Annotated in this window: 19 protein-coding genes; 5 read left to right on the top strand and 14 right to left on the bottom strand. The window is 39.7% G+C overall.

The features are described from left to right. Positions 1-33 precede the first annotated feature (33 nt). Positions 34-1299, bottom strand: a complete 1266-nt coding sequence (locus tag ACMZOO_RS11265) for a DUF5610 domain-containing protein (RefSeq protein WP_440903440.1) — start codon at positions 1297-1299, stop codon at positions 34-36. A 161-nt stretch (positions 1300-1460) separates the two neighbouring features. Between ACMZOO_RS11265 and trmA the strand changes: the two genes are divergently transcribed. After that, positions 1461-2558 carry a tRNA (uridine(54)-C5)-methyltransferase TrmA gene (gene trmA / locus ACMZOO_RS11260; RefSeq protein WP_440903439.1) on the top strand — a complete coding sequence of 366 codons (1098 nt, stop codon included), beginning with the start codon at positions 1461-1463 and terminating at the stop codon, positions 2556-2558. Positions 2559-2560: 2 nt separating this feature from the next. Here the strand turns inward: trmA and fabR are convergent, their stop codons facing one another. After that, positions 2561-3166 carry an HTH-type transcriptional repressor FabR gene (gene fabR, locus ACMZOO_RS11255; RefSeq protein WP_440903438.1) on the bottom strand — a complete coding sequence of 202 codons (606 nt, stop codon included), beginning with the start codon at positions 3164-3166 and terminating at the stop codon, positions 2561-2563. Between the two features lie 189 nt (positions 3167-3355). Here fabR and ACMZOO_RS11250 point away from each other — a divergent pair, with 189 nt between their 5' ends. Continuing rightward, the gene (locus ACMZOO_RS11250; RefSeq protein ID WP_440903437.1) at positions 3356-4477 is read left to right on the top strand and encodes a fatty acid desaturase; all 1122 of its coding nucleotides are present in this window, start codon (positions 3356-3358) and stop codon (positions 4475-4477) included. A 182-nt stretch (positions 4478-4659) separates the two neighbouring features. Beyond that, positions 4660-6087, top strand: coding sequence for a Si-specific NAD(P)(+) transhydrogenase (gene sthA / locus ACMZOO_RS11245; RefSeq protein WP_440903436.1), 1428 nt, complete (start codon positions 4660-4662; stop codon positions 6085-6087). A gap of 58 nt (positions 6088-6145) precedes the next feature. On the opposite strand, the gene ACMZOO_RS11240 is transcribed toward sthA, so the two are convergent. From ACMZOO_RS11240 to ACMZOO_RS11190, 11 genes are all read right to left on the bottom strand, one after another. Next, the gene (locus tag ACMZOO_RS11240; RefSeq protein ID WP_440903435.1) at positions 6146-7723 is read right to left on the bottom strand and encodes an alpha-N-arabinofuranosidase; all 1578 of its coding nucleotides are present in this window, start codon (positions 7721-7723) and stop codon (positions 6146-6148) included. A gap of 255 nt (positions 7724-7978) precedes the next feature. Then, positions 7979-8611 carry an RpiB/LacA/LacB family sugar-phosphate isomerase gene (locus ACMZOO_RS11235; protein WP_440903434.1) on the bottom strand — a complete coding sequence of 211 codons (633 nt, stop codon included), beginning with the start codon at positions 8609-8611 and terminating at the stop codon, positions 7979-7981. 30 nt (positions 8612-8641) lie between these two features. After that, complete coding sequence (locus tag ACMZOO_RS11230; protein WP_440903433.1) at positions 8642-9490, bottom strand: sugar phosphate isomerase/epimerase family protein; 849 nt, start codon at positions 9488-9490, stop codon at positions 8642-8644. Between the two features lie 8 nt (positions 9491-9498). Then, a complete protein-coding gene (locus ACMZOO_RS11225; RefSeq protein WP_440903432.1) occupies positions 9499-11043 on the bottom strand; it encodes a rhamnogalacturonan acetylesterase in 1545 nt (514 codons plus the stop codon). A gap of 175 nt (positions 11044-11218) precedes the next feature. After that, the gene (locus ACMZOO_RS11220; protein ID WP_440903431.1) at positions 11219-11992 is read right to left on the bottom strand and encodes a hypothetical protein; all 774 of its coding nucleotides are present in this window, start codon (positions 11990-11992) and stop codon (positions 11219-11221) included. A 134-nt stretch (positions 11993-12126) separates the two neighbouring features. Further along, on the bottom strand, positions 12127-14595 hold the full coding sequence (locus ACMZOO_RS11215; protein WP_440903430.1) for a glycosyl hydrolase 115 family protein: 2469 nt from the start codon (positions 14593-14595) through the stop codon (positions 12127-12129). A gap of 6 nt (positions 14596-14601) precedes the next feature. Then, a complete protein-coding gene (locus tag ACMZOO_RS11210; RefSeq protein ID WP_440903429.1) occupies positions 14602-15600 on the bottom strand; it encodes a glycoside hydrolase family 43 protein in 999 nt (332 codons plus the stop codon). A 635-nt stretch (positions 15601-16235) separates the two neighbouring features. Beyond that, on the bottom strand, positions 16236-17156 hold the full coding sequence (locus tag ACMZOO_RS11205) for a sugar kinase (protein WP_440903428.1): 921 nt from the start codon (positions 17154-17156) through the stop codon (positions 16236-16238). A gap of 85 nt (positions 17157-17241) precedes the next feature. Then, entirely contained in the window at positions 17242-18009 is a 768-nt protein-coding gene (locus ACMZOO_RS11200) for an SDR family NAD(P)-dependent oxidoreductase (RefSeq protein ID WP_440903427.1), read from the bottom strand. Between the two features lie 95 nt (positions 18010-18104). Then, positions 18105-18860 (bottom strand): FadR/GntR family transcriptional regulator, encoded by a 756-nt coding sequence (locus ACMZOO_RS11195; protein WP_440903426.1) that lies wholly within the window; start codon positions 18858-18860, stop codon positions 18105-18107. A gap of 218 nt (positions 18861-19078) precedes the next feature. Then, positions 19079-19909, bottom strand: coding sequence for a DeoR/GlpR family DNA-binding transcription regulator (locus tag ACMZOO_RS11190; RefSeq protein ID WP_440903425.1), 831 nt, complete (start codon positions 19907-19909; stop codon positions 19079-19081). 585 nt (positions 19910-20494) lie between these two features. Here ACMZOO_RS11190 and fbaA point away from each other — a divergent pair. Both fbaA and ACMZOO_RS11180 read left to right on the top strand, forming a co-directional pair. Further along, complete coding sequence (gene fbaA / locus ACMZOO_RS11185) at positions 20495-21580, top strand: class II fructose-bisphosphate aldolase (protein ID WP_440903424.1); 1086 nt, start codon at positions 20495-20497, stop codon at positions 21578-21580. After that, entirely contained in the window at positions 21580-22545 is a 966-nt protein-coding gene (locus ACMZOO_RS11180; protein WP_440903423.1) for a class 1 fructose-bisphosphatase, read from the top strand. Before fbaA ends, ACMZOO_RS11180 begins: the two co-directional genes overlap by 1 nt. Positions 22546-22916: 371 nt before the next feature. Here ACMZOO_RS11180 and ACMZOO_RS11175 read toward each other — a convergent pair whose 3' ends face one another. Next, positions 22917-26003 carry a TonB-dependent receptor gene (locus tag ACMZOO_RS11175; protein ID WP_440903422.1) on the bottom strand — a complete coding sequence of 1029 codons (3087 nt, stop codon included), beginning with the start codon at positions 26001-26003 and terminating at the stop codon, positions 22917-22919. Positions 26004-26558: the final 555 nt, after the last annotated feature.

Below are 26558 nucleotides of genomic sequence, written 5' to 3'. Positions count from 1 at the left end.
GCTATTATACTTCCCTTGTTGATAAATACAGGTTTATTCGCCTTTATCTTTATCACTGCCATTAAGCAATTGTTGATTAAAGTGATTAAACCTGTTTACCGCTTCTAATAACTCATTGCCTGTTAGTTGAAATTGATTGCTAAACACTTGACTGACTAAATGAGCCACTTCTTGTTCGTCTTGTAATTGATTAGCACCTTGAGCAACCATATCTTTAAGTTTTTCGACATAAGCCATGATTGGCTCTTTAACACTATTCGGTAGTTGAGCTTGCCCATTTTCACTATATGACTGATAAGCAACTGTCGACTGACTCACTCTTTTATTCAGATCTAATGCAAAATTACTAATTTCTGATTGGTCAAATCCTAGTTTTAAAGCTTGTTCGTACGCAGCTTCAACATCACCATTATAAAATTCATCGGCTACACTACTGACATTTTTGACCAAATCCGCGATTGCAGCTAATTCATCTTGATCCAATTCACCTTCTACTGAGAAGTGCAAACTTTCTTGCGAATATTGACTCGACAACATAAACAGACTGGATTCACTGCCTTGCTCCGATTCAGCTTGCTGTGCTTGTAGGATATTAACTTGCTCATTTAACCGAGCAAAATCAATTAAAACTTTGTCGCCGTCTTTGGTGGTTAATTCTAATTTAGTTGATTGTGATTCCGTTGTTTGAGATTGTAATCCGGCTTCAAAAATAGACTGAGGTTGGGTTAGACCATTTATACGTTTGTAGATATCGTCCAAGCCATTGTTGATCAAACCATGCGCTTTTTTGATGCCATTAGCTAAATCGTCATCTTGTTCTTCTGATACACCCAAGATTTTTTTTGCGTCTGCAACACCTTTGGCTACGCCTTTACGAGCTTGGGTTAACATATCATTAAGCTGTTCAGTTTCCGCTCCAGACTCTTGCGCAGAAGTAATCACACCATCAACAAACTTTAAGACGTTTTTAGCGACAGCTTCAAAATCAAACAACTTTTCATTACGCGCTTTGATTTCATCAAACGAAGTTTGGTTAATATCGACTTTTTCAGCCGATAACTTTTGCCAAACTTCAAGCTGCTGACTAAAGTTTTGCTGCAAAATAGATAAACCCAGCTTGCTGGTTGATTGCTGACTTATATGCGCCTGATCTAAAACAGTTTTACTGTTAGCTTGCTGCGCTTGTTTTGTTTGCTCATTTGTCGCTGCATCATATACATCAGCTTTTGCAGCAGTCGATTTATCGCTACTAGCTGGTACAGTTTTATCTGTACGGGTTGTAATGTTTGATATATCCATACCGCCACCACTTCAATTAAAGCTATTCTTATATGCTATATCGGCACATAATGAATATATTTTAGCCAAAATACCTGCTTTTTGAAAAATAGTTAGTTCTGTTACTGAAAATGATGCGTTTTCCAGTAAAATAATCCTTTTTTGTCAGTGTGAATTTCAATATGCGTGTTAATCAAATCGATCCCAGCCAATACAACCAACTACTCACTAACAAAGTAGAGAGCACATTAAAGTACTTCTCGGGATTAGAATTGCCAAATGCGTCTGTTATTGAGTCAATTCCACAAAATTACCGACTACGCGCTGAATTTAGGGTTTGGCATCAAGATGAAGATAGTTACTACATTATGTTCGATCCTGAAACTAAAGAAAAATATCGAGTTGACTACTATTTACCTGGCAGTGAATTAGTCAATCAGCTAATGCAAGCTGTTCGTGATGCCTTTTTAGCCAATCCAATATTGCGTTTTAAATTATTCCAAGTTGACTTTTTAACCACACTGAGTGGTGAAGCGCTTGTGAGCTTGATATACCATAAACCATTGGATGAAGAGTGGATAGAACAAGCAAAAGCGTTAAAACAGCAATTAAATTCCATAGCCAAAATTGAGTTAATTGGTCGTGCACGTAAAACCAAGTTATTAATTGACCAAGATTATGTGGTCGAAAACTTTGAAGTAAACAACAAACACCTCAGTTATAAACAAATTGAAAATAGTTTTACTCAACCTAATGGCTACATTAATCAAAAAATGCTTGATTGGGCGGCCGACATCAGCCAAAACTTGAGCGGTGATTTATTAGAGCTCTATTGTGGAAACGGCAATTTTAGTCTTGGACTAGCACACGCATTTGACCGAGTGTTAGCAACTGAAATTTCGCGCAGTTCAGTAAAAGCCGCGCAATTCAACATAGAGTTAAATGGCATAGATAATGTGGTTATCGGCCAATCATCAGCCGAAGATTTTGCTGCAGCATACTTTGAAGGTAAGTCTGTTAAGTCGTTAAAAGAGATTGATTTAGCCGAATACCAATTTTCGACTATTTTAGTTGACCCACCAAGAGCTGGCTTAGATGAAGACACAGAACAACTGGTTAGCAAATTTGACAACATTTTATATATTTCGTGTAACCCTGAGACATTGGCAAAAAACCTTAACCACATATGCAAAACGCATCAAGTTAAAGACATTAGCTTTTTTGACCAATTTCCATATACACACCATATTGAAACTGCGGTCTGGTTAGTAAAACGCTGATTTTATGCTCTATCCAACTCCACTCTAGCACCGTTAACAATCAACCTCAGCTGAGCAACCAATCGCTCAGCTACAGCTCTACGTTGGCTAAATGACATATCAATAACTTCCGCGCCGGCATGAAAAACCAACTTCACCATGGCATCTGCTTGAGTGAGTGCAAATTCCAATTGGCAACTTTGTGATTTACTAATGTAATCAGCTAATTCAGCGATAAAGTGATCGACTTCACGCGATATTGCCGCTCTAAACTCTTCCGATGTACCACTGTTGGCTTGCAGTAAAATTCGAAAAGCACCTTCATTAGTTTCCAAAAATTCGATAAATGTCAGTACCGAAGTCGCAATAACCGAACCTTCGGAGGCAATGCGTTTACGTGCTTGACGCATTAATTGGCGCAATAACACACCAGCTTCGTCCACTAAAGTTAAACCCAGCTCATCTAAATCTTTAAAATGCCGATAAAATGATGTCGGCGCAATGCCAGCCTGACGCGCCACTTCACGCAGGCTTAACTGAGTATAGTTTTTTTGTGCAGAAAGTTGTTCAAATGCAGCTTGAATAATAGCCCTGCGGGTTTTTTCTTTTTGTACAGCCCTAACACCCATTCTAACCCCACATCTGACTTTTTTGGAAAATTTACTCGGGCAAAAGTATAAATGATTCAACAATTAAACAGCAAAATTAAATATCATAGCGACAAACAACTTGATCCTTGCAGTGCATACACTAAAATTGAGCTAACACGTGTACGCTAATTTTAGCTACCGACCGTAGTAATTGAACAAGGCTCAATAATGAAAAAAGCTCCAATAGTATGGGTAAACCTACTCATTTTCTTAATAACCGGATTGATCGCATTAGTTGGCATTCCGCTTGATATCTATTTTAATGGTTTAGACAGTACACAAATTATCGCAACTGTTTTATGTTTGGGTTATTGCGGTATGTCTATTACAGCTGGTTACCACAGATTATGGTCGCATAAAACTTACCAAGCACACGCTTTTGTTCGCTTTGTTTATGCAATTGGTGGGGCGTTTGCACTGCAAAACAGCATCTTACATTGGTGCTCGGATCACAGAAACCATCATAGATTCGTAGACAATAATGATAAAGATCCTTACTCAGCTAAACGTGGATTTTGGCATTCACACATTGGTTGGATGATCCGTGAGTATCAAGGCCCAGAATACAAAAACTACAACAACACTAAAGATTTGCAAAAAGACAAAATAGTCATGTGGCAACATAAATATTACCTGCCACTCGCGATTGTAACTAACTTCGGCATACCAATTTTGCTCGGTTGGTTAAACGGCAATATTTTAAGCATGCTGTTATGGGCAGGCGTACTGCGATTAGTTTTAAGCCACCACTTTACATTTTTCATTAATTCACTTGCACATATTTGGGGTTCACAACCATATAGCAACCAGCACACGGCCAAAGACAACGGATTTTTAGCACTTTTAACCTATGGTGAGGGTTACCATAATTTTCATCACACTTTTGAATATGACTACAGAAACGGTATTCGTTGGTGGCATTTTGATCCAACCAAGTGGTTTATTAAAACTGCCAGTTATGTTGGTTTAACCAGCAAATTACGCACCACGCCGGAAGAGAGAATTGAAAAAGCTTTGGCGGAAAATCACTTCGAAACCCTCAAAGAACGTTTATTGCATTTGCCACATAACCACCCGCTGGTAAAAAAACTTGAACACGAGTACGAGATATTGCAGCAAAAGATGAACGACTTTTATGCTGCGCGAAAACGTTTATTAGAAATAAAACGTAAAAAGATGGCGAAAGACTACAAAAAGACAGATCTATACGCCCAAGTTCAAGAGTTAAAAGCTAAATTTGAAGAACACAAAAACAAGTTTTTTGATTTATCTATTCCTCAATCAGCATAGTCCTATAGCATTACACGAAAACCAGCTAAACATTTTGCTGGTTTTCACCTTTCCCACCCGAATTTATCTCTGAGTATTACCGAGTAAAATAATCAAAACACTTTGTTTAATCTGTACTTATAAGCGGAAATGTCATAACTTTATTCTAAAATAAAAAGACAGATTTCAAGGATAAAGTACGCATGGCTAAACAACAGACACAAAATACATCTGAAATATCTTATGACTTTGATGCAATAGTGATTGGCACTGGCCCGGGTGGCGAAGGTGCCGCTATGGGTTTATCTAAGGCAGGGCAAACAGTCGCAATAATCGAGCGCCATTCTTCGGTCGGCGGCGGTTGCACACATTGGGGAACTATTCCATCAAAAGCGCTCCGCCAATCGGTTTCACAACTGATGCATTTCAACTCCAACCCACTGTTTAGCCAAACAGGGCGTGATAAACACTTTACTTTCCCACAAATACTCAAACATGCTGAAGGTGTTATCCGTCAACAAATTCGCTTGCGCGCTGGTTTTTACGATCGAAATAGAGTTTCTTTAATCACAGGCGAAGCGTCATTTGTCGACAAAAACACGGTTTGTGTTACTCATCAAGACGGCTCTACCCAAGAAATAAAAGCGAAAACAATTGTTATTGCAACCGGCTCACGCCCATATCGCCCAGCGGATGTTGATTTTAACCATCCGCGCGTATACGACAGCGATACCATTTTATCGCTGAATCACGATCCTAGAAGCATCATAATTTACGGCGCTGGAGTTATAGGTTCAGAATACGCCAGCATATTTAGAGGTTTAGGGGTAAAAGTAGATTTAATTAATACCCGTGATCGCCTTCTAGCCTTTTTAGACAACGAAGTTTCTGATGCTATTAGCTATCATCTGCGTAACAACGGCACTGTTATTCGCAATGGTGAAGAGTACGACTCTATTAGCGCATCAGACGACGGCGTAATCTTAAAAACTCAATCTGGCAAACGCTTTAAAGCTGATTGTTTGTTGTTTGCTAATGGCAGAACTGGTAATACTGACACACTTAACCTCTCAGCTGTTGGCTTAAAATCAGATAGTCGAGGTCAAGTTAAAGTAAATGAGAATTATCAGACAGAAATAGACAATATTTACGCGGTTGGTGATGTTATTGGTTACCCAAGTTTAGCCAGTGCTGCTTATGACCAAGGGCGAATAGCGGCCAACTTTATCACTAAGTCAGGTATTCAATCTAAACTCATTGCGGATATTCCAACTGGCATTTATACCATTCCAGAAATAAGCTCAGTTGGTAAAACAGAACAAGAGCTTACCGCAGCAAAAATTCCTTATGAAGTGGGCAAAGCTCAGTTTAAACATTTAGCTCGTGCGCAAATTGCAAATGCGACAACAGGTGGATTAAAAATACTATTCCACCCAGATACACGTGAAATTTTAGGTATACACTGTTTTGGTGTATCTGCATCTGAGATTATTCATATCGGCCAAGCGATTATGCAACAGCAAGGTGGAGCTAATACAGTAGATTATTTTGTCAATACCACATTTAACTACCCAACTATGGCAGAAGCTTATCGAGTAGCTGCATTAAATGGCTTAAACCGACTTTTTTAAGAAAGGAAAGCAGTGCTATGTACTGCTTTCCACACCCAGAAGAGTTTGAGAAATAAGCTTATTTTAAGGTTACGACTATCACTGAATGCGCAGGCAAGTCAAACGACAACTTGCCGCGCTTGGCTCGCTGACTAAAGTCTTTTGGTTTAACTTCAGCTGGATCAGCAAACGTATTATGCGCATTCATTTTTTTCGCAGTTAATATTTGCCCTTGTGCTTTAGAGAACTTAGTACCCAAAACACTCACATCGACATCCGACTTTTCCGTCGCTGACAAATTAACTAATGCCAATACTGTGTCGCCATCTTGCGTTTTTGCAGCTGTCATAGATACAGCTGGAATGCTGTTGTCGCCCACTTGAATATATTGCATCACTTGTGTGTGCACATCTAACTGTTTTGCATCTTGAAATGGCACGTACATTTTGTATGCATGGTAAGTAGGCGTTAACAACATTTTTTCTTTGTCAGTTAATATCATCGCCTGCAATACATTAACCATTTGTGCAATATTGGTCATATGCACACGCTCGGCATGTTTGTGGAAGATATTAAAGTTAACAGCTGCAACTACGGCATCACGCATGGTATTTTGTTGATATAAAAATCCAGGTTCACGCCCAGGCTCGGCATCATACCAAGTGCCCCATTCATCCACGTAAAAACCGATTTTTTTCTCTGGATCGTTTTTATCTAATACAGCGACATTCTGACTAATAAACTCATCCATTTTTAGCGTATTCAGCATAGTTGAATACCATTCCTTTTCCGGGAAGTTGACCGCTTCACCTTTTTTATCCCATTTATTGGTTGGCAAAGTGTAGTAGTGATAAGAAATTGCATGCATATTGCGTTGGATATTTTTGCTGAGTACATCTGTCCACTCTAAGCCACGCGCATTGCCACTACCGCCGCTTGCTACCATAGTTGGGCGACTGCCATGTGGTGCTTTTAAGAAGGTTGCATAATGATTATACAAATCAGCGTAATACTCTGGGCGCATATGGCCGCCACAACCCCAAGCTTCGTTGCCTATGGTGAAATAGTCCACTTTAAACGGCTGCTCTCGGCCATTTTTGCGTCTTTCATTGGCAAGTGTCGAGTTTTTATCTGAAGTCATATACTCCATCCACTCTGCCATTTCTTGTGGTGTACCTGTACCCAAATTACCATTTACATAAGTTTGTGCACCAAGCATTTCAGCTAATTGGAAAAATTCATGTGTGCCAAATGCATTGGTTTCTTCTACCCCACCCCAATGGGTATTCACTTTTATTGGTCGTTTAGCCGGATCACCAATGCCGTCACGCCAATGGTATTCATCGGCGAAACAGCCACCCGGCCAGCGGATAAGCGGTACTTGTAAATCTTTTAGAGCTTGAATAACATCATTGCGAAAACCATCTGTATTTGCAATTTCAGAATCTTTGCCAACCCAAATCCCTTCATAGATACCATGGCCTAAATGCTCGGCAAACTGACCATATATATTTTTATTTATAGTCACGCCCACTTTGGCTGTATCGACAATAAATTCTGCCTGAGTGTCGGCAAAACTAGCTGGAGAGTGGAGAGTAAACAAAGCCGCACAGACTAAACTTGCGAGCTTGGTTATTTTTGTTGCTTGAGTTTTCATATTATTCCTTTGTTTTTATTGTGAATAACTGTGCTAAACGACAGCTTACTGACTGCTGATAATTTGTCTTACGACTAGCAAAATTTCATAAATGCTAAAGTAAATAACCTAAACTCTGTGCAAATCCCCAGTGAGCTAACTTTGCACAGACCTCGGGTTAATATCATATTATTTTTAAGTGTAGATAAATAAAAAGGGCTACCAGAGCCCTTTTTAAAAATCATCATCTTTTTAAATAACCTGTGTTACGGTTAATTAAACAAACGATTTAACAAATTCAGCAATTTCAGGCTCTTGGCAGTTAGCGAAGAAACACTCTTGGAAGCGTGCACCACCAACAGCTTGTTTGATCAATTCAGGATCAAGTAATTTTAAACCTGCTAAAAAGTCTTTCGACATAGCAGTTTTTACATCATTTAAAATACCGGCATTTTCAACTTGTGACGCTTTGCGCTCTGGTGGATAACCTTGGCCTTTAACGCCAGTAAATGCTTTTTCGAAGATATAACGAATGTTTAACTCAGCGCCCCAACCAAAACCTTTAGCGAATGGTAAAGATAAAGCATTGCCGTTGTTAATTTGTGCAAATAAATATGCATCAGACGGGTCGATACAATAACCACAAGTAACACCAGGGTGTGCATTTAACGACATCAAAGCACCTTGACCCGTACCACAACCAGCCACAATAAAATCAACCGCTTTAGAGTTAATTAATAAACCTGCGATAATACCTAAATGTATGTAAGTTAATCTGTGGTCGTTGTCACCGTCCATACCTACGTTAAAAACTTCGTGGCCTAAATCAGCAGCTACTGAGTTTAGTTGCTCTAATACAATTGGGTTTTTCGCCGCTTGGCTAAACTCGTTCATCAATGCAATTTTCATAATTAGCTCCTCAAATTTGGTGATATGAGTTTATTTCACCATAGTTAAAATCTGTTCAACATTGTTTGGATTTGTCGCTTCAAAAATACTGTGGATATAAGGCTTATGCTCACTTAACCATTTAATAAAATGTTCAAATGCAAATACACCTTCACCCAAAGGTAAATCGCCGGTTTTAATGCCTTGTTCAATGACAAAATCTTTAATATGCACAGCGGCTAGATACGGCGCAAATGCGTCCAAGTCTTTTTCCATTAACTCAATTTGCTTATCAGCTTGCTCTAGAGGAAATAAATTCACCGGGTCGTAAATAATTTTTACGCTAGGTGAATTTACTTGCTCAAGTAACTGCAGCATTTTTTCACGGGTATTGATAATGTGATGATGCGCCACTGGCTCAATGCCTATATCAACGCCATTCAACTCTGCCACTTTACTGAGGCGATAAACCGATTCAACTAGCTCGTCGTATGCATCTTGCTGACTGTTGTTTGGATGAAAACTACAATCAGCATTGCGTGAGCCTGTTTCTGTACCAACTAATGCACAGCCAAAGTCACGTGCATATTCTAAATGGCGTTCAAAACGACGTAACGACAATTCCTTTTCATCTTTGTCTGGATGAATTGGATTGATATAACAACCCAATACTGCAATTTGAATTTGTTGACGGGCAAATGCATCACGTACAGTTTGCGCAAAACCAGCGGTCATTTGGCTACTGGCTTCCGTTAAACAGGGGAATGATTTCATAGGTGCAAGTTGCACGCATGACACGTCAAACTGGCCGATTAATTCAGCAATTTCCGCAGGTGTACCTTGACCATAATCATGTGCACGCACCCCCAAATTAAGTTGTTTAGTAGTTAAATTACTCACGATCACTCCTAAATACCAACAATTGACTTAAGGTGCTCTGCAACTATTTTTGCAGTTAGCTGTGCACCTTTTTTACTGGTGTGCGTATGTTTATCGGCAAACATTTCATCCACTGCTTTTTGCCCTAATGCTTCGTACTCAGTTGAAACTAAACTGTGTAAATCAATAAAATGACTACGGCTTTGGCGAGCCACTTGTTGCGCCCAAGTTGGATAACTATTTTCCGCTCTAGCTATTTTGAGTCCATCCTCTTGCCACTTTTTGCGCGGCACAGGCGAACAAATAATAGGTGTAATACCACGTGCACGCGCTTCACCTATCATTTTGCGTAAATACCAACCATAACTATGCACACGCTCATCTTTGCCAGTTAGCATATTGTTGATATCTTGGTAGGCCTCACTGACACCGCGAATAGTGCCGCGCGCACGCGAATCATCATTTAATGCTGCCGCGTCGTTATGACCAAATTGTAGTAACAAATAGTCACCTGGCTTCATCATATTTAACGCGCGTTGCCAAAAACCACCTGTGATAAATGTACGGCTGCTCAAGCCACCGACAGCGCGGTTAACCAAATTAACTCGGCTAGTATCTACATTTTCGTGAATAAAATCGCCCCAACCCCATTCACCATTAGGCCCATCACCACCACCATTGCGCACGGTCGAATCACCGACCATAAAGATGCTAGTTTGTGATTGGTCAGCAGGGAAAGGCAAACGCAGCCAAGTCCAATCATCCGCGGCAACATTCTGACCTAACTCTGAATATAAGTTGTTGGCTAATCCAGGTCTGACACCTTTTAATCCGGCAACAATAGCCTGCGCATGAATATGCGCACCTTGTGGATTAAAATGCGTATGATCTTTTTCATAAATTTTCTGAACGTCAGTTGCTCCTAAAGCCTCAAGTTTATCTGCCACAGTGTTAGTCACGTCGATAAATGAAGTATTAAGCTGCCAAGCTAACTGATACATCCAATAACCATATTGGCCTGAACCACGTTCAATTCGTTCGTTACGCCATTTGTTGCGCACAGTTAACGACATTAAGATAGGTGTGGCGTTTTTCGCTCTGACATCTGCAACCATTTGGCGAATGTAATGACCAAATGTATACACTCGTTCTTGCTTGTTTGTCAGTATATTGTCGATATCAACAAACTCGTCACCTATGCCTTTTAACGTGCCGCGCGCTCGGCGATCATCATTTACAGGGCTAGCGTCATTATGGCCAAATTGAATAAGCACAAGATCACCCGCTTTTACGTCATCCAGTAGCGCTTGCCACAATCCTTCAGCAATAAATGTACGGGTACTGCGACCACCACGAGCTCGGTTATCGATCTTAACTTTATTAGAGTCGAAATATTGCTGAAATTCGCCACCCCAACCTTGTTGATCTGGTTTGTTGTAACCAGCTGCGGTGGAATCACCGGCAATAAAAATAGTTTGTGGGCTGAGTGTTTCTTTTGCTGCATGTACTGATGCGCAAGCAGCTAAACAGCCAGCTAATACTAACGAACAAAACCTATGCCAAACCAACTTCATCCACAACCTCGCTCAAAATTATTGTTATCTACCTCTGTGTATTCTTGTTCAGATATACAAAGGTTAAAAATCAAAGTGAATAAAATTGATTGTACGTGATTGAATTTGACACATCAATATAAAAGTGAATGGAGTGTTAAAAGAATTTTAACTGGAATTGCAAAAATGCTATTAACTAAGGTTGAGCCTGTTTACTTCGATGAAGGCTTGGTAGCTCAACCGGCTGACTGATGGTAATTTTATCGATAATCGCACAGCTGTTATGCACAAATAAATAGTTGTAAAATTCAACCACGCTCGAACTTGAAGCTTGCAGTTGGTCTTTGTCAATGATACCTAAGTGCATATTATCTAAGGTATCATGTCGTGCTAGCGCATATTCAACACGACCTTTAGCCAGCAATTTTATCGCAGTTTCAAAAGAAAATACCTCAACAATAATTAATCCATTATCCAATAAATACTGTTTAATACTGCTGCCTTTATAATCACGCATCACAGCAATGGTCGAACCTTTTAATTCAGACAAAGCTTGCCATGAAAAATCGCTTACTTGGCGTTTGCGATACAGTATCAACTTTACCTTATCGTCGTTTAGCAGATAAGTTTGAAAGTGCTTTGCATTAATAGGTGGGATAAAACTTAAACACCAATCTGATTGCTCTAAGTGCAATCTAGCTCTGGGCAGCGGCATATAACTAACAGCCAATTTATAATTGGATAAATTATTTTTGGCTAAAAAACTTTGTAGCAGTGACTGCCGCCGAATATTATCTTCTATTGGCTGATATTCAGTTATCGTGCTAGTTTCCACTAAGTCAATTAAACCCAATGTATCGGCCTCAGCCGCTGGTACATTGGCTCCACTTAGATATAAAGCGCAAGTAACAAATACTTTGCTAACAGCAGATGTAAATACAGTCAAAAAATATTCAACTTGTGCAAACAAAATAACATTCCATATATTCAAAGCTGGCGTTTAACTATGGTTAAGGCGCAAAGCACTTAACCATTTAGTGGAGTAGATGTTTTAGTATAGACGTTAATTTCCGTCCAACTAACACCGCCTTCGGCTTGTTAAACTCAAAGCTGATATGGTACTTGTTGATCGTTTGCAAACACAGCTAATTGATCTAATACGATATTCGAATGATTAAAATATATTCGGATTGTTTGTTTACCAGCCTTTTTCACATCAAAAGGTAAAGTCACTGGGTGGTAATTACGTAATACGTCTTGTTTCCACTGTTCGCTTCGCCCTTTGGTATTGATATAAACCTCACCCAAAGGTCGGCCATTTGCTTCAACAGAAATTTGATGGTTAAAGTCATTCGCGTGTATAGGTAAAAAGCGCAAGTGCACTTTGTGCAAACCTGTAGTGGCCAGTTCAACTTGATACTCAATCCAAGCTTGCTGTTGCGCAAAAGTTTCAGCGGTAAACGGCGCTAAGGTCATAGCTTGCTGACTGAAACCCAGCTGGGAAATTTGCTGCCAAGCATAAGGTTTGGGTGCAGATGTTTGGCTAAACTCCCCTGCTTGTTTTAAAACCAAAGGTGTTTGATTTGTCCAGTTGTAAGTTGATTGCACACTTGTATCAATCGCTTGTACAGGTTTAAACACTGGCTGACTGCGTGGTGAGTCGTGCATAAAATGCTGCCATTTGCCATTCGACAAACTGTTGTAATACTGAGTTAACAGCTTAATTTGCGTATGGGCATCTTCCGCTTGCTGCATATACACATCAGCCTGCTGGCTATTCGGAGTTAACGCAGCCAAATGACGATAAATAAACTTAGCATTTAACCAATAAGCGCCTTTTATTGGATATTCTACCAATTGAAAATACGCAGAGCTTTTATCTATAGGTTTATGTTTGTCGACCGCCGCTAGCATATTTTGGTAAGCAGCTAAACGTTCGCGTAATGTATCTAAATTAAATTCAGTTAAATGAGTTTGTGTCGTGGGTTCGGTTTGACTCCAGCCCATAAATTCTGGTCGGCGGATAAATGCCAGTTGGTAAAACTGATTAAAAACTTCAGTTAATTGCTCTGCTACGGCTAAACCGAACTCGCGTGTTAACCAATTATATTTATGTTTTGAGATTGAGTTGGCTGCAATACTATTTATATCCCAAGCTAAATCTAAAAAGAACTCGGTATTGTATTCCGCCGGTTTAATATCACCGACATTTGCGATCCAAATTTTGTTCGCACCGTTTGCATAAGCGCGTGACATTTCATACCAAATCAACCCAGGCTGAGTAGTGCTTAACCATAAATAATCGTGTGGTCGTCCCCAATAACTTAAATGGTAATAAACCCCACTGCCACCAATACGCTGCTGTTCTTGTTTTGAACTCAAGCGGCGAATATAACCATAATTATCATCAGGCCATACTAGCGTGACATCTTCCGGTACTTTCAGTCCAAGGTTGTATAAAGCTAGTACCTCTTTGTACGGAATAAACATCTGTGGAATTGTCTTAGCATCTTGCTTAAAGTGCTGCGTTAACATAGCTCTTTGGTCGTCCAGTACTTGCGCCAGTATATCTAAACTATCTTGTTGTGATTTAGCACCCAACATTTTGCTATCGTGAATGCCACGCATGCCTATGGTAAACAAAGGTAAATCTAGTTGATTATCTAGCTGTTCAACTCGCTGTTGCCAATACTTTTTTACCTGTTGGCGATTATTTACATAGTTATAATCGCCCATAGTATTTTTGTCCCACTCATCAACATTGTTGCGCAGCATAGGCTCTGCATGCGAGCTGCCAACAAATATGTGGTATTGACGCGCCATTTGTTGATTGGCTGGATTGCGGAAAAACGCTTGTGTGCCCGGGTGCATGGCTGGCCAAATTGTATTGGCTTTTAACCGCAGTAACAGTTCGAATATTTTTTGATAAGTTTTTCCGCCAATGTTTTGCTGCTTAGCGTCAAAGTTTTTTGCAGCCCAAGGCAACAAACTCCAATCTTCGTCATTTAAAAAGATCCCGCGATATTGCACACTCGGTTGATGAATTTTGCCGTTTTCAATATTGGTTGAAACAATATCCACCTGCTCAGGTGTTGCGTCTGCCCACCAAATCCACGGCGAAATACCTAAGCGCTCAGCCAATTCAAAAACACCATAAACAGTGCCACGCACATCACTACCGACTATATACAAGCTTTGTGCTTGTGCGCTATACACAAAACTTTCCCACGCTTGTTGCTGCGGTAAGTTAATTGGCAAATCAGTGTTTAACTGCTTGGTTTGGCCGATAAAAATGCTTTGTTGTGCAGAGTTTTGTGGCCGCTTGTAATCACCCACTGACCAAGTTTTTAGTTCAACCTTTACCGCTAGACGACTGTGTAAATCTTTAGCAAGGGTTTCACTTGCCCATTTAACCAGTGGATCAGAGCCTTGTGCTAGCATAAGTACAATAGGCTTATCATTGGTTAAGGTATAAGTTTGATTATTGCTTACAGCGGCAATAGCCAGTTGTAAACTGCTGCTCAACAGCAGTGTATAAACCACAATTGCCTTGGTTAGTTGGATGATGTTCATAACTATCTACTGAGCTGCAAAATGCTGTTTAAGTTTATTTAACTCAGCCTGACTGACAGGTAATACAGTGCCGTGACGGCTGCCTTTGGGCATATTTAATTGCTCAGAAACAAGTTGCCACTTATTAAAATCTTGCGTGCGCATCATGCCGTACTTTTTGTTGGTGTATTCGTCATAAATTACATAGTACCAATCATCTTTTTTAAACATGCTTGGGCCTTCAACCCAAACACCTTCAGGCGTAAATGCTTTGTCTTCGACCTGCCAAGGTCCTAGTATATTTTTACTGGTGGCGACACGTAAATTTTTCGCCGGCGGATAACGCGTTTCGTCTTTTAAGATCATCACATAATGATCTTGGTAAGCGATGATGCTTGAATCGATGATATTAAAATCTGGCTGAACCAATAAAAAAGGCTCTGAGTATTCTTTGAAGTTTTTGGTAGTGACCGCATACATACGGTGATCCCAACCTTTGTCTGCCTGTTTCTCTGTTTCTGGATATGATCCAGGAATGGTCGACGCCCAGAAAATCACATACTGTTCAGTTGCCGGATCCCAAATAATTTCTGGTGCCCAAGCATTTTTAGCAGTTGGATATTTTTGCATGGTTGGAACAAAAACTTGCTCGCTCCAGTTGATTAAATCCGCACTATGGGCAACGCCTATGCCGCCATCTTCCCAGCTTGATGTCCATACCATATGAAACTGACCATCTGGACCTTTGATAATGCACGGATCGCGCATTAATTTACCACCCACTGTAGGCGCTAAAATGCTCTTGTCTTGATTGAGTGCGTGCCAATTTTTACCATCTTCACTATATGCTAGGTGCAAACCATCTTGGCCATTTTTCCGAAAAGAGCTAAACACCCAAGCTTGCGCTTCTTCAACTGTTGCAGTGGTATTTGTAGTTGAATCTTGTTGCACTGAACACGCCGAAGTTAACCAAGTAATACCTAAAGCGACTAAGCTATGTTTAATTATATTGAATTTTTTTACCACGTCCTTCACCTTTTACCGAAGTTACAAACAATCAATTTCAATCACAATTAAAACACAGTCAATCAAAAAATCAATTTTATTTAACAAATTTTACATTGATGCTAACTAGAGAAATCTCTCAGGCACAGCCCATCCTGAGGGCTATGCTTGGATTTCTATAAGCAGACCGTACAAATCGTGGATGATTTGTCTCGAGCGCCCATGGATGGGTTCACAGCGTGTCTGCGTTAGAAAGCCAAGCAGAACTTCGCCCCTCTTTTGTGAAGTTTTGCCCGAAACACACCCATATACCTTATTCACATCAGTGTTGTTGCATGGTTTTAATCAAGAGTAGTTGCACTTAAAAAGCGACATAAATGTGTCCAGTGAGGCGATTCGAAAGCTAATTTTATAAAACTTCAAAAGATAGGATATCTTTTGGGAGCGGCCAGGGATTGGCGGACAGCGTTTTTATAAAATTAAGCTTCGAATTGGCTCGCAATTGCACTTAACATGCAGCGCCTCCTTCCCATATAGCCAGAATAGCGTGCAAGTGTCATATGGTAAGTGAGAAAAGAAAAAGAGGTAAAGCGGGAAAGCGGCCGCTTTACCTACCCAAGGCATGGTCTCATACTGGGGTAAAGGTTAGAAACTTATTAACTGCAATGTTGTTTAAAAACTTCAGCATCAACGATCGCACCGGGTTGTCCAACAACAAAACGGGCGACATCAGCCGCAGCAACAACAGCTTCCTGCATCGAATAATCTTTAAGGCGCTTCGCCACATATACACCAGCGAACGAGTCGCCGGCGGCTGTGCTATCAACTTGTACTTCAGCTGGCGTGAAAGGCAAATGACAAGCTAACTGATTGGTTTGGTAAACATACATACCAGCCAAACCACACTTAATTACCTGCTCTTGAACACCTAAGCTAGTTAAATAAACTTGCACTTGCTGCTGGTTTTCATGGCCAAAAATGTCTTTGTGATCATCCAGCCCAGGCAAAGCAATATCAGTCAGTTGATAGAATTTTTCATAATATTCTTGTGCTTCAGCCAAACTTTCCCACAAAGCAGGTCGGTAGTTAGGATCAAACACAACAATGCCACCCTGTTTGCGATATTCAGCCAAATAGGTTAATAATTTTTCTCTGTCTGCTGTATCTAAAATAGCGACCGAAATACCAGACAAATACACAGCTGAATATTGGCTAAATAACTCAACAAAGTTGATATCTTGTTTAAACAGCGAGCGCGCGGCAGACTGATTGCGCCAGTAAGAAAAACTGCGCTCACCTGCTGCGTCTATGTGGATCATGTACAAACCCATGCGGAGTTTGTCTAATTGAATAACGTGAGACGCGCCAATGTGTTCGGCTAATAACTCTTGGACAAATTGTTGGCTGCTAGTGTCTTGGCCAACCGCAGTGCAATAATCTACTTGTAAGCTAGGTTCAATGCGTTTGGCATACACAGCAGTATTGTAGGTATCGCCGGCAAAACCTTGTTGATACATCTTGTCTTCAACATGGCGAAATTCCAACATACATTCGCCAACTACTAAAACTGAACTCATACACACTCACTTAAAAAAAACATCCATGTAATGAGTCAGACTACGACATGCTATCCTGACTTTCCAACACACACACAAAAAACTGTTATCTAGCTAACCAGCCACCGTCGACTGCTAAAATATGGCCGTTTACATAATCACTTGCTTGGCTAGCTAAGAAAATTGCCGCACCAACTAATTGTTGAGGCTGACCCCATTCACCAGAAGGAATGCGCTTTTTAATTTCACTGTTACGCTCTGGGTTATCACGCAATGCTTGGGTGTTATCTGTGGCGAAATAACCCGGTGCAATTGCGTTCACTTGAATATTATTGATTGCCCATTCGTTAGCAAGTGCTTTAGTTAAACCGGCAATTGCATGTTTACTCGCAGTATAAGCTGGTACTGTGATACCACCTGTATACGACAGCATAGAAGCAATATTAATAATTTTGCCTTCGCCGCGACTTAACATGTTGCGGCCAACAATTTGGCTTAATAAAAAGGCCGAGTTTAAATTAACATCAATTACTTTTTGGAATTCTGCCAACGGAAATTCTGCAGCAGGGTAACGAGCAATAGTGCCACCATTGTTCACTAATACGTCAACTTGGCCATAAACAGCTAATGCATTGTTTGCCATAGCTTCAACTGCTGAGCTGTCAGACAAATCAGCAAACACTTCAACCGCTGAGCCACCTTTGCTTTGGATGATTTCAATTGTTTGTGCACAACCACCTTGGCGAGAAGAAGCACAAATTACTTTAGCGCCCGCTTCAGCAAAACCCACAGCCAAAGCTTGACCAATTCCACGGCTTGCACCTGTAACCAGTACAACTTTGTCCGCTACCGAAAATAATGTTTGTTGCTGCATAACTCACCCACCAGATATCAGGTTATATTACAAGTAAAGTTAAAAATAAAAGCCCGAAGGCTCATATTTTGCTGCATAAGCTAAAAATATTTTAACTAAGCAGCACCAATTAATTGCTGATGACGCAAAATACTGTTTTCTAAATGTGCTTTACTCGCAGCTTTTGCGTAATCTTTATCTTTTAACGAGATGGCTCTTAATATTTGCTCATGCTCTTTTTGAATCACAGCCAAATAATCAGCCGATTGTTGCTGGCTTCGTTGGGTAATAATTTCCCGCGCAGGGATAACACCAGCCCCTATATAATCTATAAATCGAACAAAATAACGATTGCCTGATGCTTCAGCTATCGCTTTGTGAAAATTAAAATCTTCCACTATACCATCTCGCCCTTGGGCGATTGCTTCATCAATTTTGTCATAACAAGTTTGAATATGACTTAACTGCTCTTCAGTTCGCCTTACCGCAGCCATACTGCTCATTTCCACTTCAACTGCCATACGTAACTCTAAAATAAGTATAGCTTCATGAACAGATTCAAACTCTTCCGCTTCAATCGCAAATCCAGCACTGGCAGATTTTTCTGCGACAAATACGCCAACACCTTGTTTGCTTAATAAAATGCCTTCAGCTTTAAGCTGAGCAACAGCTTCACGTACAACACTTCGGCTAACCCCAGCCTGCTCTTCTATATACTTAGACGAAGGTAATTTACTGCCCACAGCATACTTACCTTCTTTAATTTGTTGACGTAACAGATCGGCAAGTTCAGTGGTTAAATTACTGCTTCGACGAATTTTAGCTAAAGCTAGGTTATCCAAGGTGTATCTCTCATATCTTTTATCTGACAACCAGCAATTCTACAATACTTTGCGCCGAGCTCAAATTATTAAGTAAAATTGCATTTGACTAGACCCGTTAAGCCAAATGCAGTTATATGTTGTCATACAAGTTATTTTATAGCAACAACTTTTTAATAATTAATTGCTGGAAATGTTAAGCGACGGATAGCAGGGGGGATAAAACTGCATTGAATACAGCAATCCCCCAAAGGTGTTATTAGCTTCGACTATTGGTCAGCAATCAGAACTTGAATGCCATATTGAGTGTACTTTTCAATAATTGCAGGATCTGCACCGCTGTCAGTAATTAACACATCAACTTCTTCTAACGAACAGAAGATAAAACTACTGCGTTTTTCAAGTTTCGAGCTATCAGCCAAAATGATCAGTTTTTCCGCCTGACGACGCAGTTTTTGCTCAGAACGAATAAGCAAAGCATCTGATTCTGTAACACCAAATTCGCTAATACCAGGTGTACCCATAAACATTTTGCTTGCGCTATAGTGCTGAGTTGTATCGTTTTCATAAGCACTTAAGATAATGCCTTGTTTGCGATAAATTTCACCACCAGGCATAGATATTTGATTAGTGCTGCGCTCTGCTAATTCTTGGGCCAATACAAACGAATTGGTTAAAATATTCAAATTGCGGCTTTGTAAGAACTCACCCATCATGTAAGTTGAACTACCACCATTAATAATGACAGATTCACCTTCTTCACATAACTCAGCGGCTTTACGAGCAATAGCGCGTTTAACATCAGCTTTGGTTTCTTTAGATACCCAAAATGCATCACCCGCAATGTGTTTTAAACTAGAGCCTTTATTACCTTTATCCATAGCTTGTGCACCACCATGCACACGCACTAGTTTGTTTTGCTTGTCGAGTTTAACCAGATCACGACGAATAGTCGCCTCTGAGCTTTTTAGCATTTGAGTTAATTCAGCTACTGTTGCAAATCTTTTTTCATCCAAAATATCTAACAATAACTGTTGTCTTTGAATTTCTAACATATGTTTTCCGGGTCTGTTGTTGTATGTAATTTGTGGTGTAACCATGCAATTCCCTCTGTTCTAGTTAACTTGGCTGTACGCTTAACCACCAGTACATAGGGCTTGAATAGTAAACGCGTTACAATCTGTATAATTTATATACTAACATTGTAGCAACTATTGCTAACTAAAATATTCATTTAACGTCAACTTCGCTTTTATTCTCTCACAAAGTATTTACACTCGCAAATTTTATGCCACTGGTATGACGATTCATAATTAATTCAAATTAGGAAAATATTTACCCTTTTACTGTAAAGCTATCCCACCATAGCGCCGCTCAAAATAGTATTACTATTGGCCTCAGCGGATTTAAGTAAAATTAATTTTACATCTACTTTTTTGTAACAATTGTATTAAGCATAGCTATTTTTTTGTAAATAGAAATTGCGAGCAGAAAAAAAGCGTGATAAATTTAGTCACTTTCAATCACAATCAATCAAATATATTCTTTATAGAAAGATTGAAGATAGCCTAATTTTCGAGCGAACCGCTAGTGTTCGCTTATAAAACAAGCAGTTAAAAATCGAGCATGTCAATGTGTGTTCGAGCATACAAAATAAACATCCTCTCAATTTAGGAGTAGGCAAAATGACAAACAAGACTAAACACATTCAACCAGGTGTTGTAACTGGCGAGCAAGTACAAGAAATATTCGCTGACGCCAAAGCAAATAAATACGCTTTGCCAGCCGTTAATGTAATTGGTAGTCACTCAGTCAATGCAGCTTTAGCAACCGCACACAAGGTCGGTTCACCGATAATCATTCAGCTATCAAATGGTGGCGCCAGTTTCTTTGCTGGTAAACACGCACCCGTTACCGGCCAACAAGCTGCTATTGTTGGTGGTATCGCCGCCGCTCATTATGTGCAACAAATGAGTAAGGTTTACCAAGTACCAGTGATCTTACATACAGATCACGCCGCACGAAAACTACTGCCTTGGATTGATGGTTTATTGGATGCGTCTGAAGCCTACTTTAACGATACCGGCAAACCGCTATTTAGCAGCCATATGATAGATTTGTCTGAAGAATCACTCAGCGACAACATAGATACCTGTGCTGGTTATTTAGAGCGCATGGCAAAAATGGGCATGACGTTAGAAATCGAATTAGGTTGTACTGGCGGTGAAGAAGATGGCGTAGACAACAGCCATTTAGATAAATCAGCTTTGTACACTCGCCCAGAAGATGTTGCTTATGCTTACGAGACACTGAATAAAATAAGCAGCCAATTTACCATTGCGGCGTCTTTTGGCAATGTACACGGCGTGTATAACCCAGGCAATGTGCAACTAACCCCAAGCATACTGCGTGACTCGCAGTCATATGTATCTGATAAATATTCACTTGCGCACAACGCGCTAGATTTCGTTTTCCACGGTGGCTCAGGTTCATCGCTCGAAGAAATTCGTGAAGCTATTGAGTATGGCGTGATCAAAATGAACATAGATACAGATACACAGTGGGCATTTTGGCAAGGTATTTTAAATTATTACCAAGAAAAATCTGGTTATTTACAGAGCCAATTAGGCAATCCAGATGGTGCGGATAAACCAAATAAAAAGTTCTACGATCCAAGAGTTTGGGTGGCCAAAGCGGAAAACAGTATGACAGAGCGCCTAGAAAAATCTTTCCAAGATTTAAACTGTGTTGCTAGATATAGAGGCGAATAATGCAAACAATCGAACATCAACTCAATCAAATGCAGGTTGATCTGCAATTGCAAAGCGTGATTTTATCTGTATTGGCGGCAACTAAAGACATAGCCTTTAAAGTCAGTCAAGGTGCTTTATCTGGCGTACTAGGTGCGACCGACAATGAAAATGTCCAAGGTGAAACACAAAAAAAGCTCGATGTAATAGCCAACCAGCTGTTGTTAGATGAGCTGGTTAAAAACCCGTATGTACGTGCAGTTGCATCGGAAGAAGAAGACTTACCTGTTGCCTGTACCGCCCAAGCGCCCTTTTTAGTCGCATTTGATCCACTAGATGGTAGCTCAAATATAGATATTAACGGCCAAATTGGCACTATATTTACTATATTGCCAGCAGCAGAACACAGCGGTAGCCACCAGCCACAAGCGCTGGAGAAAGAATATTACCAAGCCGGTCGCAACCAATTATGTGCAGGTTATGTGTTATATGGTCCCTCTGCTACTTTGGTTATCGCTCTGCAAGGGCAAATTCACGAATTCACCTTAGATAGAATCAAATGGGAATACTGTTTAACTAAAAGTGATTTGCGCCTGCCTGCTGACACAAAAGAGTTTTCAGCCAATATGTCTAACTTCTTTTATTGGTCAGAGCATTTTCAAAATTATGTGCGCAGTGTTATTCGTCCAAATGAAAAAGACAGTAAATTCAACATGCGTTGGAACGGTGCTATGGTTGGCGATGTGCACAGAATTATCAGCCGCGGTGGTATTTTTATCTTCCCGTCAGACAATAAAAATCCAAAACAACCGGCTAAACTCCGCGTATTGTACGAAGCTTTTCCAATGGCGTTTTTAATCGAACAAGCCGGCGGTAAAGCCTTTAGCGAAACCGGCCCTATTATGGACATAGCTTTAAACGAACTACACCAAAGAACACCGGTTATTTTAGGTGATGGTGGTTTAGTTAAAGATTGTTTGAATTAAGTCCTGAGTTATCTATTTAATTCGGAGCGCTTCTGCGCTCCCTTTTCAACAACTGCTAGTTTGCTCGCAGTCCGTTTCCAGAGCAAAGCATTAAAGAATTGCCCTAACCTCCAACGACATCAAAATCAAACATCATCGACAAACCTCTATGTATTTCAAGAATAGTCCATTCAGTCACATAGATTAATCCGTGAACATAACGCTGAAACAGACACCTAGAACTAGCTTGTACAGGATCAATAGCATATTTATGCAGTAGAGTCTGGCTATAATAAAATCTAACTTAAGGTAACGTGCGGGGAAATTGATGTGCTTTTTTGGACATAAAAAAAGCACCTTGCGGTGCTTTTTTCACAATAGCTAACATACACTTACATTTTGTAAGTAAAACCAACAGAGAATACTCTACCAGACCATTGCAAGTCGTTAATACGGCCAACACCAGCGTGTTCAACCTGTGCCACTTTACCTAAATTTCGTCCATCGACATAGAATTTCAAATTATCATTAAATCTATAGGTAATTTTACCATCTAAGTAGCCAGCCCCTTCAATAAAAACAGGGGTATCATTAAACACTTTTGCATAATATTCATCGCGGTAGTTATAGGTAAGTTTGATACTCCATTGCTCATCTTCATAAAACCCCTCTACGTTATAAGAATTTTCTGATTGACCTCTTAATGGTAATAACTCGCCCGTTAAAGGATTAATATCTTCTACATTAGAAGCCGTAATATAAGTGTAGTTGGCCTTAGCACCAGTATTTTTTAAGAAGCCAGGTAAAAACGTGAAAAAAGTGGAAGCTTGAAGTTCTATACCTTTTGTCGTTATACCTTGCTTGTTAGTCTGTTGCCTAACATCCCATTTTCGACCATCATTAAAGAAGTCAATATCTTCATGCCATTCTTTACCAAAAATATAGCTAGTAATATCTTTAACAAAGTAAGCACCAGATACGATAGAAGTTTCGTCAGGGTACCAAGTTAACGCAAATTCATATTGATTAGCTCGGTACGGGTCTAAATCAGGATTACCAACATCACATGTATTGGCGGTTTGGAAAGTCACAGCTTTCGGGTAATCATGAATAGTACAGGTACCACTTATATTTAAGTCTGTAATTTGTGGTCGAGCCATTACTTTTGCAGCACCTAAGTAGGCTTCAAATCCATCTAATATTTGTAGCGTCAAGTTTACACTTGGCAATACATCGATAAAGTCTTCTTTGATAATACCTCGCCCATTCACCCAGCGAGAATCAGTTCTATCCTCCATACCATCAGCATCTTCACTGCCTTCAGGATGAATTCGGTTTCCATCCGCATCTAACTTAGGAGTACCATCAGCATTTTGCTCAAACTCTTCAACAAGCACGCGAACAAAACTATCACCTTCCGACTCAGTTTGGGTTCTAGCTACACGAACACCAGCATTGCCCTTCAAAGTCATGTCGCCAATATACGTCTCAAAATCAGCCTGAATATAACCTGATTGTGTTTTAACATTAATACTATACAAACTATTGTTAGGCGGTAAATTATCGCGAGCGGATACCGCTGAATCATAACCACTTCGTTCCAACAGCGCATCTAAATAGGCTTCAGTATCAACAGCCATATAACTTTCAATAATATTTACATCAAGGTCATAATCGCGCATGTACTTATCAGTGGCAAAACGGTTATTTAGTAGCACATATTCGTGGTCATCTTGAGTCCAAATTTTTTCAACTCCATTGGCATCATAGTATTTATTACCAACAGATTGAATCAAGTTATAGCTCCAAGCATTGTTACTGAAGCGTTGATCAGTCGCGATAAAACCTGCTCTGTATATAGTAAATAAATCTGAATCTGGGATATAAGAAACATCTAACTTAACGATATTCTCAGATGCATCGCTTTGACTCGGCGCATATTTAAACCTGTCATAATCTGAGTACTGAGTTCCGTCATTATAATGAAATGGCGTATAAACATCATATGGGTCATCTTTATTAACAACAAAAGCGTCTGTGAAATCTATGTCTGGCACGCCATCTACTTGTTCTATAACTATACCACCAACATTATATTGCGCTGTTTGCGTATCTCTTTGATCTATGTCTTCAAATGTTGTCGAACGTGCAATATAACCTTCAACCTTAAAGGCTCCACTATTATAATTGAACCCAGCTCTCATCATGGTACGTTCTTGATCCCAATCAAAGTTTAACGTACGGTTACGTACAGTAGCACCTATAAAATCGCCGTTATCTGGGTTAACACCTGTTGTAACCAATTTATGCACGTTTTTGTTTTCTGTTACGTGTTCAGGCTCCGCATAAAAACCCCATTTGCTGATTTCAACATGAAAATTCCTATCGGTTGCAACCTTGTTTCTACTACTGTCGGTGTACGATAAATCAAATGAAAGCTCATCTGATACTTTATACTGCGCTTCTATATTAGCCGACAAACGTTTTTCTTGACGTCCCCAAATACTGTACCTTGGAGTTGTTGGGCTATATTCATTCCACTGTGCTAGACAAACATTTCGATCAGCAAGGCTAAATTTGTAATCTGTAGAGTCGGCGATTTTCTCATTACACTGCTCTTGAGATGTATAATCAGCCCATTCATGGTGAACAACCGTTTTATCTGGTGAACCATCGATATCTCTGAAGCGCTCCCACCCAGTATTCCTGAGTGCATGGAACATTTGATGCTGGTCTGATCCAGTAATATTAAGTAAAAATCCTAAGCTATCTGAAGCTTTGTATACGCCAGTAAAATTAAATTTTGGCATATAGTCGCCAATAACTGTGTTGTATTGAGTCTCAGCATTAAATTGCATAAAATTATCTGTAAACTCATTTGGTTTGCGAGTGTTGATATGAATGGTACCACCGACCCCACCTTCAGTTAAACGAGCTTCAGATCCCTTATATACGTCGATTGATTTTACTAACTCAGATGCCATATCACGAAAATCAACACTGCGGTCACCACCACTACCCATGGCAGTATTACCATTCAATTCAACTCGAACTAAATGAGATTCCACACCCCGAACGCTTACTTTTGCACCTTCCCCCATATCACGTTCTAACTGGACACCAGAGATACGTTGTAACGCTTCGGCCACGTTTTTGTCAGGAAATTCACCTATATCTTCAGCAACAATCGAGTCCATCATAGTACCAGCATTCTTTTTACGGTCTAACGCGCTTAATTGACTATAACGAATACCTGACACTTGTACCTCTTCCATGTCTTCGTCTTTTTCTGCTAGTTGTTCTTCTACTTGTGCTTGAACCTGTTCTTCTGCTGCAAATGCATTCGCCCCTGAAAATGCACTTAGTGTTGCCCCTGCAAATAAAATAGACGCGATACGAGTCGCCAAAGAGTTGCGCTTAAACTGCGGAATAGACGATTCAGTGCTGCCTGTTTTTCTAGACTGATTGTAGTTATTCATTATCAAATCCTGCGTTAATTTGTTAGTAGGTGAAGATTTTGTTAAATACAAAATTTTTTTAACAATAGCGATAGTATAACCAAAATAAATCAATTTCAACAAATATCAAACAAAAAAAGCATTAACAATCACCCTCAATCACACCGTGCTTATTATTTAGTTCAATAATCAATCAAAAATATGTAGCTACACTACCAAATGTTAACAAATAGACGCAAATTATAATCGCACTTGATTTGACTGACCTATACAACAACAAAAACAAATACAGGTTAATAACCATATAAATACATAAGCATCACTTAAACTACAAAAAATACAACATTGGTGGGCGCCAAGCCTATATTATTATTAAAAAGTTTAAATTTTCATTTAATGTTAAATAAAGATTAAAAAAAACTGGATATGTGATTGTTAGTGATTTATTATGACCGTCGTTGGTGTTATTTTGGTTTAATAAAAAGACAATCAATCAATCTTGTAAGCACTAATTATAAAAGAACAGGGTAATTTGATGTAGCTAACTTGTTAATTCTACATCAACTTCTTAAAATC

Source organism: Catenovulum sp. SX2, from assembly GCF_052056295.1.
In the GTDB taxonomy this organism is placed as follows: domain Bacteria; phylum Pseudomonadota; class Gammaproteobacteria; order Enterobacterales; family Alteromonadaceae; genus Catenovulum.
Note: the sequence above shows the minus strand (reverse complement) of the source record. Positions and strands in the feature narration are given on the sequence as shown.